Annotated in this window: 16 protein-coding genes and 1 tRNA gene; 9 read left to right on the forward strand and 8 right to left on the reverse strand. The window is 59.1% G+C overall.

Translation table 11 applies throughout. The features are described 5' to 3' along the window. Positions 1-6 precede the first annotated feature (6 nt). Complete coding sequence (locus tag FS804_RS19715; protein WP_144578591.1) at positions 7-1,062, reverse strand: ornithine cyclodeaminase; 1,056 nt, start codon at positions 1,060-1,062, stop codon at positions 7-9. Positions 1,063-1,075: 13 nt separating this feature from the next. Then, entirely contained in the window at positions 1,076-1,996 is a 921-nt protein-coding gene (gene rocF, locus FS804_RS19720) for an arginase (protein WP_144578592.1), read from the reverse strand. Positions 1,997-2,124: 128 nt separating this feature from the next. Here rocF and FS804_RS19725 point away from each other — a divergent pair, with 128 nt between their 5' ends. Both FS804_RS19725 and FS804_RS19730 read left to right on the forward strand, forming a co-directional pair. Continuing rightward, positions 2,125-2,562, forward strand: a complete 438-nt coding sequence (locus tag FS804_RS19725; protein WP_063947091.1) for an Lrp/AsnC family transcriptional regulator — start codon at positions 2,125-2,127, stop codon at positions 2,560-2,562. Between the two features lie 120 nt (positions 2,563-2,682). Then, positions 2,683-2,756 (forward strand) — tRNA-Gln (locus tag FS804_RS19730). A gap of 68 nt (positions 2,757-2,824) precedes the next feature. On the opposite strand, the gene FS804_RS19735 is transcribed toward FS804_RS19730, so the two are convergent. From FS804_RS19735 to bioB, 5 genes are all read right to left on the reverse strand, one after another. Then, positions 2,825-3,811 carry a beta-ketoacyl-ACP synthase III gene (locus FS804_RS19735; RefSeq protein ID WP_144578593.1) on the reverse strand — a complete coding sequence of 329 codons (987 nt, stop codon included), beginning with the start codon at positions 3,809-3,811 and terminating at the stop codon, positions 2,825-2,827. 82 nt (positions 3,812-3,893) lie between these two features. Then, on the reverse strand, positions 3,894-5,159 hold the full coding sequence (locus FS804_RS19740) for an adenosylmethionine--8-amino-7-oxononanoate transaminase (protein ID WP_144578594.1): 1,266 nt from the start codon (positions 5,157-5,159) through the stop codon (positions 3,894-3,896). Then, a complete protein-coding gene (gene bioD, locus FS804_RS19745) occupies positions 5,156-5,794 on the reverse strand; it encodes a dethiobiotin synthase (RefSeq protein ID WP_144578595.1) in 639 nt (212 codons plus the stop codon). Before bioD ends, FS804_RS19740 begins: the two co-directional genes overlap by 4 nt. Further along, entirely contained in the window at positions 5,791-6,942 is a 1,152-nt protein-coding gene (locus FS804_RS19750; RefSeq protein ID WP_186376926.1) for an 8-amino-7-oxononanoate synthase, read from the reverse strand. Before FS804_RS19750 ends, bioD begins: the two co-directional genes overlap by 4 nt. Continuing rightward, the gene (gene bioB / locus FS804_RS19755) at positions 6,933-7,967 is read right to left on the reverse strand and encodes a biotin synthase BioB (RefSeq protein ID WP_144578597.1); all 1,035 of its coding nucleotides are present in this window, start codon (positions 7,965-7,967) and stop codon (positions 6,933-6,935) included. The genes FS804_RS19750 and bioB overlap by 10 nt, the downstream gene beginning before the upstream one ends. A 277-nt stretch (positions 7,968-8,244) precedes the next feature. On the opposite strand from bioB, the gene FS804_RS19760 reads away from it, so the two are divergent. The 6 genes from FS804_RS19760 (at position 8,245) to FS804_RS19785 (ending at position 12,639) form a co-directional block, all read left to right on the forward strand. Then, positions 8,245-8,655, forward strand: coding sequence for a hypothetical protein (locus tag FS804_RS19760; RefSeq protein WP_144578598.1), 411 nt, complete (start codon positions 8,245-8,247; stop codon positions 8,653-8,655). An 87-nt stretch (positions 8,656-8,742) separates the two neighbouring features. After that, positions 8,743-8,973 carry a hypothetical protein gene (locus tag FS804_RS19765; RefSeq protein ID WP_144578599.1) on the forward strand — a complete coding sequence of 77 codons (231 nt, stop codon included), beginning with the start codon at positions 8,743-8,745 and terminating at the stop codon, positions 8,971-8,973. Next, complete coding sequence (locus tag FS804_RS19770; RefSeq protein ID WP_144578600.1) at positions 8,970-10,445, forward strand: TolC family protein; 1,476 nt, start codon at positions 8,970-8,972, stop codon at positions 10,443-10,445. The genes FS804_RS19765 and FS804_RS19770 overlap by 4 nt, the downstream gene beginning before the upstream one ends. Before the next feature lie 15 nt (positions 10,446-10,460). Next, positions 10,461-11,810, forward strand: a complete 1,350-nt coding sequence (locus FS804_RS19775; protein ID WP_063947083.1) for a multicopper oxidase family protein — start codon at positions 10,461-10,463, stop codon at positions 11,808-11,810. 44 nt (positions 11,811-11,854) lie between these two features. Then, on the forward strand, positions 11,855-12,331 hold the full coding sequence (locus FS804_RS19780; RefSeq protein WP_144578601.1) for a plastocyanin/azurin family copper-binding protein: 477 nt from the start codon (positions 11,855-11,857) through the stop codon (positions 12,329-12,331). A gap of 23 nt (positions 12,332-12,354) precedes the next feature. After that, complete coding sequence (locus FS804_RS19785; RefSeq protein ID WP_144578602.1) at positions 12,355-12,639, forward strand: copper-binding protein; 285 nt, start codon at positions 12,355-12,357, stop codon at positions 12,637-12,639. Positions 12,640-12,742: 103 nt separating this feature from the next. Here FS804_RS19785 and FS804_RS19790 read toward each other — a convergent pair whose 3' ends face one another. After that, on the reverse strand, positions 12,743-13,852 hold the full coding sequence (locus tag FS804_RS19790) for a histidinol-phosphate transaminase (protein WP_144578603.1): 1,110 nt from the start codon (positions 13,850-13,852) through the stop codon (positions 12,743-12,745). Between the two features lie 122 nt (positions 13,853-13,974). Here FS804_RS19790 and FS804_RS19795 point away from each other — a divergent pair, with 122 nt between their 5' ends. After that, a complete protein-coding gene (locus tag FS804_RS19795) occupies positions 13,975-14,742 on the forward strand; it encodes an SDR family NAD(P)-dependent oxidoreductase (RefSeq protein WP_063947079.1) in 768 nt (255 codons plus the stop codon). The last annotated feature ends 82 nt before the right edge of the window (positions 14,743-14,824 follow it).

Below are 14,824 nucleotides of genomic sequence, written 5' to 3' on the forward strand. Positions count from 1 at the left end.
TGCTGATCAGACGAGAGCCGCCTCGCACCGCAGAAGCATGCCGTAGAGATCACGCGGCTCATCGGGGTCGGCCAGAAGATCGAGTTCCGTGTAGAGCCCAGTGTTTGGCAGTTTGGAGCGCACGTAACGTAGCGCGGAAAAATCCTCCGTCGCGAAACCAACGCTATCAAACAGCGTAATCTGTCGGTCCGTTGTCCGTCCTTCCGTCGTGCCGGCAATAACCTGCCAGAGTTCGGTGACGGGGTAGTCGGCCGGCAATTGCTGGATTTCTCCTTCAATGCGCGTCTGCGGCGGATACTCAACAAAGATATCCGATCGCAGCAGAATGTCGCGGTGCAACTCCGTCTTGCCGGGGCAGTCGCCGCCAACGGCGTTGATGTGAATGCCGGGCCCGACCATGTTGTCGGTCAGGATCGTCGCATATTGCTTATCGGCCGTGACCGTCGTGATGATATCAGCCCCTTCTACCGCCTCCTGCGCGCTGTCGCAGATTTTGATGACAAAACCCTGACCAGCGAGGTTGCGGGCACATTTTTCGCTGGCGGACGGGTCGATGTCGTATAGCCGCAACGTATCTATGCCGAGAATTGCCTTGAATGCACGCGCCTGAAATTCGCTCTGGGCGCCATTGCCGATGATTGCCATGGAGCGGGCGTTTTTACGCGCGAGATACTTTGCTGCGACGGCGGAGGTTGCCGCAGTACGTAGTGCCGTCAGGATCGTCATCTCGGTCAGAAGCAGCGGATAACCGTTTCCGACATCGGAGAGCACGCCAAAAGCCGTGACCGTCTGGCGACCTTCTTTCATGTTTTTCGGATGGCCGTTGACATATTTGAAGCCATAGAGCGTGCCGTCGCTGGTCGGCATCAACTCGATGACGCCTTCCTTCGAATGCGAAGCGATGCGCGGGGTCTTGTCGAAGCTTTCCCAGCGCTGAAAATCCTCCTCCACCACCTCGGCAAGCTCACGCAGGAACGTGTCGATGCCCACGCGCAGAACAAGCTTCATCATGTGATCGACGCTGACGAAGGGTACAATATTGAGGTTCGGTATCACTGCCATTCCATTCTCCCTCTCAACCCGCGCGCGTCGGGCGGTCCATGACGCGCTTGCCCATCAGGCTGGCCGCAAGGTCCACCATCAAGGTTGCAGTCCGGCCGCGCTCGTCGAGAAACGGGTTTAGTTCCACCAGATCGAGGCTGCAGACCAGCCCGCTATCATGCAGCATCTCCATCACCAGATGCGCTTCGCGAAATGTTGCGCCGCCCGGCACCGTCGTGCCGACAGCCGGTGCGATGGACGGCTCAAGAAAATCGACATCGAGGCTGACATGCAAAAGCCCGTTCGCCGCCTGAACCTGCGCGAGAAACGCGCGCAGCAGCACGGCGACGCCATGCTCATCGATCGAGCGCATGTCGTAAACGGTAATACCGCTCTGCTCCAGCGCCGCTCTTTCGGCGGGATCCACACTGCGGATACCGATCATGCCGATATTGTCTTCCGGTACCGCATGGGAGAGCGGCGGAAAATAGCCCGCAAAACCATCTCGCCCACTGAAATACGCAACGGGCGTACCGTGCAGATTGCCGCTGCGTGTCGTTTCAAGCGTGTGATAATCGGTATGGGCGTCGAGCCAGAGGACAAAAAACGGCCGACCACTCTCGGCCACCCGCCGCGCCATGCCGGCGACCGTTCCCGCAGAAATCGCGTGATCGCCGCCGAGAAAGATCGGCACGGCGCCGGCACTTTCACGATAGGCAGCCTCCGTCAGCGCTTCCGTCCAGGCGACGGTTTCGGCCAGATGATGCACAGCCGGGTTTGGATGGGCAAAGTCTCGCAGCGGCGTGGGCGTCACATTGCCGGTATCGACGACCTTGTGCCCAAGCTCTTCGAGAGCCCTGGCAAGCCCAGCGACGCGATAGGCGCTCGGTCCCATCTCGCAGCCCAATTGCCCTGCCCCGATCTGCAGTGGGGCCCCGACCAACCTGATTTCCATCCCGTCCTCGCTATCTTGCTTTGAGGTCAAATTCACCACAGTGATCTGGCGAAACGAATATCAAATATTGGCAAAATTATCGAATTAAGCTACCAATCTGATGAATTCTGTTTCTCAAACTGGTTATCATGGACAATCTCGACGAAAGGCTCATCACGCTTTTGCGCCACAATGGCAGGCGCAGCATCTCCGATCTGGCCATCGAAACGCAAACCTCGCGTGCGACGGTACGCTCGCGTATCGAAAAGATGGAAAACGAAGGGACAATCATCGGATACACTGTCATCCTGCGCGCCGACGCGGTGGAGGCGGCGATACGCGGAATCATGATGATCGAGATTGAAGGCCATGTGACGGACCGTGTCATCCGGACGCTCGGTGGTTTTCCCGAGATTTCCGAAATCCACAGCACCAACGGCCGCTGGGACCTGATCGTGGAACTCAATGCCGCGACGCTCAGCGAATTCGACGCGGTCCTGCGCCGCATTCGCCTTGTGCCGGGCATCACCGGTAGCGAAACCAGTCTCCTCCTCTCCACCCCGCGCTCCACCCGTGCCCGCCTCTGACCGCTTGATTGAGGCAAAACCGGGATAAAACGCATTTTTCAATTTTTTCGGCTTGCGCCCCGGAATAAATCATCTATATGACGACCCACCAAAGCGAACGCGCCCCGCGCTTCAAGCTTTTGGGGAATAGTTCAATGGTAGAACAGCGGACTCTGACTCCGTCGATCTTGGTTCGAATCCAGGTTCCCCAGCCAATCTCTTCGAACAAAATCTGCTTCTTGTGATTTGACGCTTTTCAGCATGAAATCGTAATGACTTTCGATCAAACACGGTAGACAGCCGCTCCCCCGGTCATGCCCGCACCAGCCGCCGTCAAAAGCAGGGTTTCGCCTTCTGCGAAGACGCGTTCCGCATTTGTGACGGAGAGGGAGAGTGGGATGGTTGCGGCGGAAGAGTTGCCAAAGGTTTCGATTGTGCGGACCGTTTTTTTCCTGTCGATGCCGAGATTGCCGCAGACGGCATCGAACATGCGGGCATTGGCCTGATGCGGCACAAACCGGTCGATATCGGCTGCGGCCATTGCGGCGTCGTGCAGCACCTTTTGCGAGGTCTGCGTCATCAGTGCCACAGCGCGGGAGAAAACCTCACGGCCGTCACGCATCGTCATCAACGCGTCTTCTGCGGATGTATCGGCAGAAAAGGGATGGCTACTGCCTCCCGCCGCTATCTGGATTAGATCGTAACCGCCGCCATCCGCAACGAGATCGGCCGACAAAAGCCCGCGTTGCGCCTCGCGGGAGGGCTTGAGTACGACGGCACCGGCGGCATCGGCGAACAGGACGGCGCTCGCCCTTTCCGCCGAATTGATACGGCGGCTCAATATATTGGCAGCAACGATGAGGACAGAGCGGCCGTGAGTGCGGACAAAGCCATCCGCAAGGGTGAGCGCATAAAGAAAGCCGGAACAGGCGCCGGCGAGATCGATCGCGCCGGATCGGGCAAGGCCCAGCCTGTGGGCAAGCAGCGGTGCCGAGGGTGGCAGAAGATGATCCGGCGTGGAAGTCGCAAGCAGCGTCAATGCGATGTCGTCGGAGGCGATTTCCGCATCTTCCAGCGCCATGCGGCCGGCTCCCGCCGCAAGGCTACTCAGAGTGTCGCCCTCTTGCGCCCAATAACGCGTACGGATGCCGGTGCGCCGCTCGATCCAGCCGGCTTCCAGCCCGAGGCTCGCCTCTATCTCGGCATTGTCGACACATCGAGACGGAACGGCATGACCAAAACCGGCCATGCGGGAAGAGCGGGTCTGCATTGTCAGGACTTTCGGAGACGGTTCTGGAACAGGCTAAACATCGACGCACCCTGTTTTCACGCGGTGCCGAGCGAGCGCGATTTCATGCGGTTTCGGTGACGATCCCGGTCACCTCATCGATGGCGTCACAAGCGTGCGCAATGTCTTCCAGCGTCGAACAATAAGGCGGCATCAGATAAAGAACATTGCCGAGCGGGCGGATGACGAACCCGCGGTCGCGGAATAAATGCCGCATCCGTGGCCCCGCCTCTGCGAGATACCCCCCCGCAGGAACCGCGAGGTCAAGGGCAGCGATGGTCCCCATTTGCCTCACATCGGTGAAACGCCGGTCATGGGCAAATCGCTTGAGATTTACGCTCAGAGCCTGCTGCAACTGACCGATACGCTGCATCACCGGCTCATCCCGCCAGACGTCAAGATTAGCGACAGCGGCAGCGCAGGCGATCGGGTTAGCCGTATAGGAACTGGAATGAAAAAAGGTCTTGCGCCGATCGGTCGAAAAATGCGCATCGAAGATTGCCGCGCTGCAGAGTGTCGCCGCAAGCGGTAGGGAACCGCCGGTCATGCCCTTGGAGGTGCAGAGGATATCCGGCGAAATGCCTGCCTGCTCGCAGGCAAACAGGCTGCCGGTTCTTCCCCAGCCCGTCATCACCTCGTCGGCGATGAGGAGGCAGCCGTGGCGTCTGGCGATCTCTCTCAGCCCCGCGAGAACATGCGGATTGTACATCTTCATGCCGCCCGCCCCGAGCACCAGCGGCTCTATCAGCAGCGCGGCAATACGGCCTGAACGACAGAAGCTCTCGAACAAGTCGAGCGTATGTTGCCTATTGCCCGCTTCCGGAAAAGCCAGCCGGTCGACACCGAAGAGGAGCGGTTCATAAGCAGCATTGAACACGCCACGCTCGCCCGTGGACATGGTGCCGATGGTGTCGCCGTGATAGCCGTCCTCCATAACCACGATACGGTCACGCTTTTCGCCGCAATTGTGGAAGTAGCCAAGCGCCATTTTAAGCGCCACCTCGACGGCCGTCGAGCCGCTATCGGAATAGAACACGTGGCTCAGTCCGGCAGGCGCAAGCTCGATCAGCCCGCGCGCCAGAGTTTCGGCGGGTTCGTGGGAGAATTCGGCAAAAATGACCTGATCAAAGGTTTCGGTGGCGGCGCGGATCGCCGCCATGATTGCCGGGTGCCGGTGACCGTGGGTGATGACCCACCAGGACGAGATGGCATCGAACAGCCGGTTGCCGTCCTCATCGGTCAAGAAGGCCCCTTCCGCTGATACGATACGTTTCATCGGCGGTTCCAGACCATGCTGGGTGAAAGGGTGCCATACGGGAGAACGGCTCATGCCGGCACCTCCAGAAAATCCGAAAGATTGAACTGGTCGGCGAATGCCTGATGCAGCGCCTGAGAAGTCATCTTTTTCAGATGCGGCAACCGACCGAGCTGCCGAACAGCGCCGAGACTGACGATGATTTCCTGGCTTTCCCTGTTCTCGTCGCCGATAAAAACCACGCCGTGCACGGGAATGGCGCGGTGCCGCAACGCATCAAGGGAGAGGAGTGTGTGGTTGATGGTGCCGAGCGACGTCCTTGCGCACAGGATAAGCGGAACTTGCCAGCGGGCGAAGATATCGGCAAAGACCACCCGTTCCGTCAGCGGTACCAGAAGCCCGCCCGCCCCTTCGATAACCAGCGGTCCTTCCGTCTGTGGGGGCAACAGCAGAGCCGGATTGATCGTGATGTTCTCAAGGCGAGCAGACAGATGGGGCGAGGCTGGTAGTTTCAAACGGTAAGCCTCCGGCAGGATGCGTGCCTGCGGTACACCGGCCAGCCGCTGCACCGTCTCGCTGTCCGTCTCCTCCTCCAGCCCGGATTGCACGGGCTTCCAGTAATGGGCTCGAAGGGCGTGGGTTAGCGCTGCTGCAAAAACCGTCTTGCCGATACCAGTATCGGTGCCGGAAACAACAAAACGAGGGCTCATGCCGCTTCCTCCCGTAACGCAAGAGCAAGCAGTTCGGCCATTGCGGCGATCTGACTTTCATCGACGTTTAGCGTGACGGCAATGCGCAGGCGCGCCGTTCCCTCTGGCACCGTGGGCGGGCGGATCGCCCGCACGTCGAAGCCGCCCTGCTGCAGGCATGCGGCGATCCTGAGCGAGCGGGCATTGTCGCCGATCATAACCGGCAGTATCTGCGAGCCGCTGGGCGTTATGCCGAGCCGCCGCCGCAATTCCTCGCCAGCAAAAATTACGAGTTCCGCCAGCCGCAGGCGTCTCCAGGGTTCATCGGCGATCATGCGCAAGGATTCGCGCACCGCCGCTGCCATCAAAGGCGAAGGCGCGGTGGAGTAGATGAAACCGCGGGCGCGATTGATGAGATAATCGGCGAAAACCGCTGGAAGACTTAACAGCGCGCCGGAAAGACCGAGCGCCTTTCCACAGGTGTGCAACGCCAGCACATTACGGCGTCCTTCCAGTTCCGCGGCCAGACCACGTCCGTCGGGTCCGAAGACGCCGGTGGCGTGGGCCTCATCGACAACGAGAAAACCATCGTGTCTTTCGGCAAGATCGGCAAGCGCCACAAGGGGCGCGCGATCCCCATCCATGGAATACAGGCTTTCAACGGCGATCCATGGGCGGCCCCTGCCACCTTGCCCCCGCCAGCGGATGATTTCCCGTTCGAATGCCTCAACCTGATGATGCGGAACGGCAATCGCCTGCGCCTTGCCGGCCGTAATGCCATCATGGACGCTGGCATGGATCAGGGCGTCGTAAAGGACGAGGTCCTGCCGCAGCGGCAATGTGGCGAACAGCGCAACGTTGGCGGCAAAACCGCTGTTGAAATAGATCGCTTTTTCGCCGCCAAAGAAAGCAGCTGCTTCCAGCTCAAGGGCTTCATGTTCGCAGTGGTTTCCGCGCAGCAACCGCGAGCCACCGGCCCCCGCCGGTACGCCCCTCTCCATCGCGTCGGCAAAGGCGGCCTTCAGCCGTGGTGCGGATGCAAAGCCAAGATAGTCGTTTGAGCTGAAATCGACCCCTTGCCGGGGAGCGAGTGCGCGCAGCCGCGATTTCCGCTCCAACCCAGCAAGCTTTGCCTCGTACTGGGAAAACACTGTGTGGTTCACCGGCAGCCTCCCACCTCCGCAGGCTTCGATTCCCCGGCTGGTAACTCCATTGGCTTCAGGCCCAGCCGGCGGAAAAGCGCCGCATCGTGGTCTTCACCCGGATTATCCGCCGTCAACAGGGTTTCGCCAATGAAGATGGAATTGGCGCCAGCGAGGAAACAAAGCGCCTGCGTCTCGTCGGTCATATCCGAGCGCCCGGCCGAGAGCCGCACGTGCGAACGCGGCATGAGAATGCGGGCAAGAGCAATGGTACGCACGAAATCAATGGGATCGACAGAACCGGCATTGGCCAGTTTCGAGCCTGGGATCGGGATCAGCATGTTGATCGGCACGCTCTCCGGCGGGGCCGGCAGATTGGCCAGTGTCACCAGCATCGAAATACGGTCTTCCACTGTTTCCCCCATCCCGAGAATGCCGCCGGCGCAGACCTTGATGCCGGCATCGCGAACATTGGCGAGCGTTTCGAGCCGGTCCTCGAAAGTGCGGGTGGTGATGATCTCGGAATAGAACCGCTCGGAGGTGTCGATGTTGTGATTGTAATAATCGAGCCCGGCATCCGCCAGCCGTTCGGACTGTTCTGTGGTCAGCATGCCGAGTGTCATGCAGGTTTCCATGCCAAGCGCCTTAACGCCTTCCACCATGGCGACAACAGCCTCCATATCTCGCTCCTTGGGATTACGCCAAGCCGCGCCCATGCAATAACGCGTCGCCCCGCCTTCCTTTGCCTTGCGCGCTTCTGCCAGCACACGCTCCACCTCCATCAGCTTCGACGCCTTGAGGCCAGTCGGGTTTCGGGCTGACTGGCTGCAATAGCCACAATCCTCAGGGCAACCGCCGGTCTTGATCGACAAAAGACGACTCATCTGGATTGCGTTGGCGTCGAAATGACAGCGGTGAACTTGCTGAGCGCGAAACAAGAGATCATTGAACGATAAATTATAGATAATTTTAGCGTCTTCGACTGACCAGATCAATGGAGAGATTCCATTTGGCGCTATCAGTTCCGAAATTTGCGGGGCGGATGAGTGCATCGGATGACTTTTCCCGGAATAAAAATAGATAGAAGTTATTTTTATCTATTTTTTTATCACGCCCTTTTGCAAGCACTTTTTTGGAAGTTGTACGTCAGGAGGAGAAAGAGGGGGGCGAGACTGGCGTTTCGCACAGGAAGACCTGCCCATTCCGCACGACCCATTCGCCAGCGGTCACGCAAGCAAGAGGGTGCCGACGGGCTCGACCAGAAGCTTTCGACAATGGTTATGATGTATATCCATTGACAAATCAGCAGACACCAGCTTTTCTAATCACATGCGTGGAACGTTGCGAGCATCGAAATTGCTGGCTCTATTGTTCAGGTTGGTGATGATCCTTTCACTGGCCGGCTACAGCATTTCCACCGTCAATGCTGCCATGCATGGTCCCGACAGAGGGGGAATGCGGCATGATCAATCCGGCATGATGGATCATGGCAAGCTGATGGATCATGGCGGCTCTGAGATGAAGAAGGCCAGTCACGACCACCAAAACATGGCCGACACTGATGGCGACGTCAAAAAGACCGAAAAACCGCAATGCTGCGGCGATTTCTGCCTCGGCATGGCGGTGTTGTTGAGCCATGCAGCCATCGGTACGCGAGTGGCCAGCACCATCAGGACCTTCCCTGACGACGACAAAGCCCTGGGCCAAACCCCACTGCTTCAACGCCCCCCAAATATCTGAACAGGCAAAGCCCGCCTTTGGGCAATGACCGTGCGTGAGCGGCTTCAGCGCCCTCGCGCCGTTATATCTCCTGTTCGGACAATACCTATGAACCCGATTTATATCGTGGTTGCAGCGCCCCTGTTACTGGGCGGCTGCACTGCCACATCGATGATGAACGACGCCGCCTCCTATGACGACGCGGCAACCCCGACGCTTGGCGCCCCTCCGCTTCGTTATCAGACGCCGGTCTCGGGCTACACCGCCCGCATGCCGGTGGATCCGAAGCCGTGGCGTAACCAGAACGATGCGCAGGCTCCGAAAGGAGGTGCATCATGATGCCACGCTCACTCCCACTCGCATCAAAACTCGCGGCAATCCTGTCGTTGCCGCTTTTTCTCAGCGGCTGCGTATCTGCCGCACAATATGCTTCCCGGGACGCCGGTTTCACGACTGTTTCGGCGAAGACAACAGAGGCGACAGGTAAGCAGACTGCATGGGTTCAGAACCGGGCCGAGGCACAGGCAACAGAGGCTCGCGTCAAATCGCTGATGGCGGCCAGCAAGACCCTCGACGTCGAAACGGCGGTGCAGGTCGCGCTGCTGAACAATAAGGGCCTGCAGGCGGCTTACGCCGATCTGGGCGAATCGGCAGCCACCGCATGGCAATCGACCCTGCTGGTCAACCCGAGCTTCGGTCTGGGGCTGACGGGTATCGGCACGCCGGGCCTCAGGGCCTACAAGACAATCGAAGGCGTCCTCACCACTAATATTCTGGCACTCGCCACGCTCAAAAAGAATGTCGAAATCGCCGATACCGGCTTTCGCAAGGCGCAATTGGGTGCGGCGTTGAGAACGCTGCAACTGGCTGCGGACACCCGTCGCGCATGGATTTCCGCCGTGGCGGCTTCGGAAAACGTCGGCCAGTTGGCCCAGGCGCAGACCGCTGCGGCCGCCGCTTCGGAACTTGCCACCAAACTCGGTGAGTCCGGCGCGATGAACAAGGAAGGCCAGGCCCGTGAGCAGGTGTTCTATGCCGAACTGACGGGCCAGATCGCCAAGGCAAGACTGGAAGCCCGTCTTGCCCGGGAGGAACTGACGCGACTGATGGGACTATGGGGATCAGATATCGAATACAGCATCCCCACCCGTCTGCCGTCACTTCCCAAGGCACTCGCCCAGCGTGACATGATCGAGGCCGAGGCGCTGCAGCGTCGGGTGGATTTGCAGATGGCCAAGCTCGACCTGGAGGCGACCGCCCGCTCCTTCAAGCTTACCGAAGCGACCCGGTACGTCAGCGATCTCGCACTCAGATCGGGTTTCGAGACCGAGCGTGAAAAAGATGAAGACCGCATAAACAAACGAACGACCGGCCGCGCGGAACTGGAATTCGTCATTCCGATCTTCGATTCCGGTCAGGCCCGCATGCGGGAATCCGAACTCGCCTATATGCGCGCCGCCAACCTGCTGGCGGAAAAGGCAGTCAATGTCCGCTCGGAAGCCCGCTCCGCCTATCACGCGTATCGGTCCACCTACGATATCGCCCGGCACTACCGCAACAGCGTGGTTCCGCTGCGCAACCGGATCGAGGAAGAATCGATGCGGACCTATAATGGCATGCTGACCAACACTTTCGAGTTGCTGGCCGACAGCCGCGAAAAGGTCAATTCCAATCTGCTCGCCATCGATGCCAAACGCGACTTCTGGCTCGCCGAAGCAGGACTCGTTCCGGCCATTTATGGTGGCGGTTCGGGTGCAGCTGGCGGAGAGACCGAGGTTGCCGCCGCTTCCGGCGGCGGTGGTGGACATTGAGAAAGGAGAACCATCATGTTCAATAGAAGACAACTTCTGGGCGTCAGCGCCGCGATGGTCTCCACGGCGGCCTGGGCGAAAACCTCCAACAGCAGCCTGCCGGAAGCGGCAGTGATGGAAACCGCGGCAACGCAGGCGCCGGTGAAGCCCACAACCGGTCCCGATTATAATCCGGTCGTCACCTTGAACGGCTGGACCCTGCCCTTCCGGATGAACAACGGCGTCAAGGAATTCCACCTCGTTGCCGAGCCGGTGGAGCGCGAAATGGCCGAGGGCATGACGGCTCGTCTCTGGGGTTACAACGGCCAGTCGCCCGGCCCGACCATCGAGGCCGTCGAAGGCGACCGGGTGCGCATTTTCGTCACCAACAAGCTGCCGGAGCATACGACGATCCACTGGCATGGCATGATCCTGCCATCGGGCATGGACGGCGTGGGTGGACTGTCGCAGCCGCATATCCCCGTCGGCAAGACCTTCGTCTACGAGTTCGACCTCGTGAAGTCGGGCACCTTCATGTACCACCCGCATTCGGACGAGATGGTGCAGATGGCGATGGGCATGATGGGGTTCTTCGTGATCCATCCGAAAGACCCGGCCTTCATGCCTGTGGACCGCGATTTCGTGTTCCTGATCAACGCCTATGATATCAACCCCGGCTCCTATGTGCCCAAGATCATGACCATGACGGACTTCAATCTGTGGTCATGGAACAGCCGGGTGTTTCCGGGCATCGATCCGCTGGTGGTTTCCAAGGATGACCGGGTGCGTGTCCGTGTCGGTAACCTGACCATGACCAACCACCCGATCCATATGCACGGTTACGATTTTGAAGTGACCTGCACCGATGGAGGATGGGTGCGGCCGGAGGCGCGCTGGCCTGAGGTCAGCATCGATATCCCCGTCGGCGCCATGCGGGCCTATGAATTCGACGCCAAATATGTCGGCGACTGGGCGATCCATTGCCACAAGTCTCACCATACGATGAATGCCATGGGACATGACGTTCCCACCTTCATCGGCGTCGACAAAAAAACCGTCACCGAAAAGATCCGCAAGGTCCGGCCGGACTATATGCCGATGGGCACCGCCGGCATGGCCGACATGGGCGCGATGGAAATGGAAATCCCTGAGAACACCGTTCCGATGATGAACGGCTGGGGGCCGCACGGCCCCATCGAAATGGGCGGCATGTTCTCCGTCGTGAAGGTTCGCGAAGGCATCTCGGCGGGCGATTACACCGATCCCGGCTGGTACGAAAACCCGCCCGGCACCCAGGCGTGGGAATGGACCGGCGAGCTGCCGGACAGCCAAAAAAACACCGACCCAAAAACGCAGATCACGCCGCAACCGATGAAACACGGCTGATCGTCCAGATTACACACCCCCACCAGAACCAAGGAAACCATAAAATGACCAGACTGAAAATTGCACTGCTTCTCACCGCGCTCGCCACCCCTGTTTTCGCAGGCGGCACCCACTCCGGCGGCGACAACGCGATGGCGGTTGGCGAACCCGGCGACAAGTCCAAGGTGACCCAGACCATTCAGGTGACGATGAAGGAAACGCCTGATGGCAAGATGATGTTCACGCCCGCCAAATTCGAATTCAAGAAGGGCAAGACAGTGCGTTTTGCCGTGAAAAATGTCGGCGAGTTGGACCATGAATTCATCATGGACGAGCAAAAGGCCAATCTCGAACACAAGGCCGTCATGGCAAAGGCGCCGGAGATGGAGCACGACAACCCAAACGCCATCAGCCTCGCGCCGGGTGAAAGCGGCGAAATCGTCTGGAAATTCACCAATGACGGCATGTTCGAATTCGCTTGCCTGAAACCGGGGCATTACGAAGCCGGCATGCGCGGCGACCTTAAAGTTTCGGCAAAGTAACCCATTCAAAAAGGATAACGACTATGAAAACCATCGTTAACATCACCCTGGCCGCAGCACTTCTGCTCACCGCACCCCTCAGCGCTTTTGCCCAGGAGTTCACCAAAGGTACGGTAAAGAAGGTGGATGTTGCCGGCAAGAAGGTCACCATCACCCATGAAGACCTGAAAAACCTCGACATGCCGGGTATGACCATGGTGTTCCGCGTGAAGGACGATGCCATCTTCGCCAAGCTCAAGGAAGGCGCCAACATCGAGTTCATCGCCGAACGCGCCGACGGCAAGCTTGTCGTCGCACAGGTGAAATAAGACAGTCGTCATCGCCGCAGAGTGAACGGAAGGGGCAGCGGGAAATCTCTGCCCCTTTTGTTACTTGGTGAATGCGCTTCCAGAGGGGTCTGGTTCCAGCGCCCTATCCAGCCGCGATTTGCCTGAAAGCGTCGAGGAAGTGATCATTCTCCTCGCGGGAGCCAATGCTGACACGAATGAAGGTGTCGAAGCCCGGTTGTTTCCATGGCTTCACGATGACGCCAAGGCGGAGCAGATTTTCCGCCACATGCACGGCGCTGACCCCGACATCGATGAAGAGGAAATTGCATTTCGACGGCGCCATGCGGTAACCCAGCCCCTTCAGTGCGCCTGCGACACGCCCGCGCTCCGTAAGAGCCAGTTCGACGGATTTCCGCAAGTGCGCTTCATCGTTGAGAGCGGCAATGGCCGAAGTCTGGGCGATGGCGTTGGTGTTAAAGGGCGTGCGGGCGCGGTTGAGAAAATCGCAGAGCTCCCCGCTACTGACGATGCCATAACCGATGCGAAGACCCGCAAGGCCGAAGGCTTTGGAGAAAGTGCGAAGGACCACCCAGTTCACATTCGCATCCCGCAGCATCTCGACAGCGGATGGATAGTTCTCGCCAGCCGCATATTCGGCATAGGCCTCGTCGATGACGACTATTGTGTCCTTGTCGAGCGCAGCGATGATCGTACCGAGTTCAGCCGGCGTCAGCCATGAACCAACGGGGTTCATCGGATTCGAGAAGATCAGCATGCGCGGTCTGCGTGCGATGGCCGCGAGCAATGCATCGACGTCGATTGTCAAATCGGACTTCACAGGCACACGGTCGATCACGCCGCCCATCAGCGTGGTGTAGTCTTCGTGCAGCGGGAAAGAGGGATGAAGCGTCGCGACCATATCGCCCTGGCGAACGATTGATCGGCAGATAACTGCAATCAGATCCTCCGAGCCGTTACCGAGGATCATCTGGCTGTCATCCACCTCGAACCGCGCAGCAAGCTGACCGCACAAGGCCCGCCCCTGCGGATCGGGATAGAGGCGCGCCAGTTCGCCGATATCGGGAAAAAGGTGACGTAGCGCAGGCGATGGCCCAAGCGGATTCTCGTTGGAGCCCAGCTTCGCGATGGTGCCAACGCCATATTTCGCCCGCACCTCTTCAATCGTCAGACCTGCATTGTAGGGGGCAATGGCGCGGATTTCGTCGCGAATGGGGCTTGAAGGCTTTTCCATTTTGCAGTCTCCATGAGATGCGGATGAACCAGTCATAAGCCCGCAAATCACATTCGTAAATATGTATAGACATTTTAAGACGAAAATGATGTCATCCTGGGTGAACAAACAAAGGGGCCGCCATGACTCAGCCGAACTTCGATCTCTCCGGCCGCCGTGCGCTTGTGACCGGCGCAAGCCGCGGCATCGGCCAGGCCATTGCCGTCGCCCTGGCGCAGGCTGGCGCCGATATCGCCATCACCGCACGCACGGTCGAGGCGCTCTCGGAAACGCATGCGCGCATCAGCAACCTTGGCCGACACTGCGTGACGCTCGCGCAGGACGTTCGCGACGTTGAAGCATGCACCCGCGTGACGACAGAAGCCGCGGAAAAACTTGGTGGCCTCGACATCCTCATCAACAACGCCGGCTTCGAAAACGTTCGCGCGTCGTTCGATGTTGACGAAGCACTCTGGGAGTCGATCCTTTCAACAAACCTGAAGGGCGCATTTTTCTGCGCGCAGGCAGCCGGCCGCATCATGGCCGAAAGCGGCGGGGGCGCCATCGTCAACCTCTGCTCGCTGACATCCTATGTCGGCATTCCAACCGCCGCTCCTTACGGCGCTTCGAAATCCGGGCTGCTGGGCATAACCCGCGCCCTTGCCAGTGAATGGGCGGCGCATGACATCAGGGTAAACGCGATTGCCCCGGGCTACTTCCGCACAGCCATGACGGAGGTTTTCTACGAAAATGACGATTGGCAATCGCGGATGCTGGAGAAGATCCCGCAACGACGCTTCGGCAAGGAGAGCGACATTGGCGGCGTTGCCGTTTTTCTCTGCAGCGATGCGGCCGCCTACATTACAGGTCATTGCATTCCGGTGGACGGCGGCTATCTGGCCTCGATCTGATGCGGACAAACCTCCCGTTGGAACGACTGTGAAATAGTACCGGATAGAGGTCTTCGGCGCTTGCCATTCGGCGCGATGAGAA

The sequence above is a fragment of the Agrobacterium sp. DE0009 genome (assembly GCF_007680755.1).
Taxonomy (GTDB): Bacteria; Pseudomonadota; Alphaproteobacteria; order Rhizobiales; family Rhizobiaceae; genus Agrobacterium; species Agrobacterium tumefaciens_B.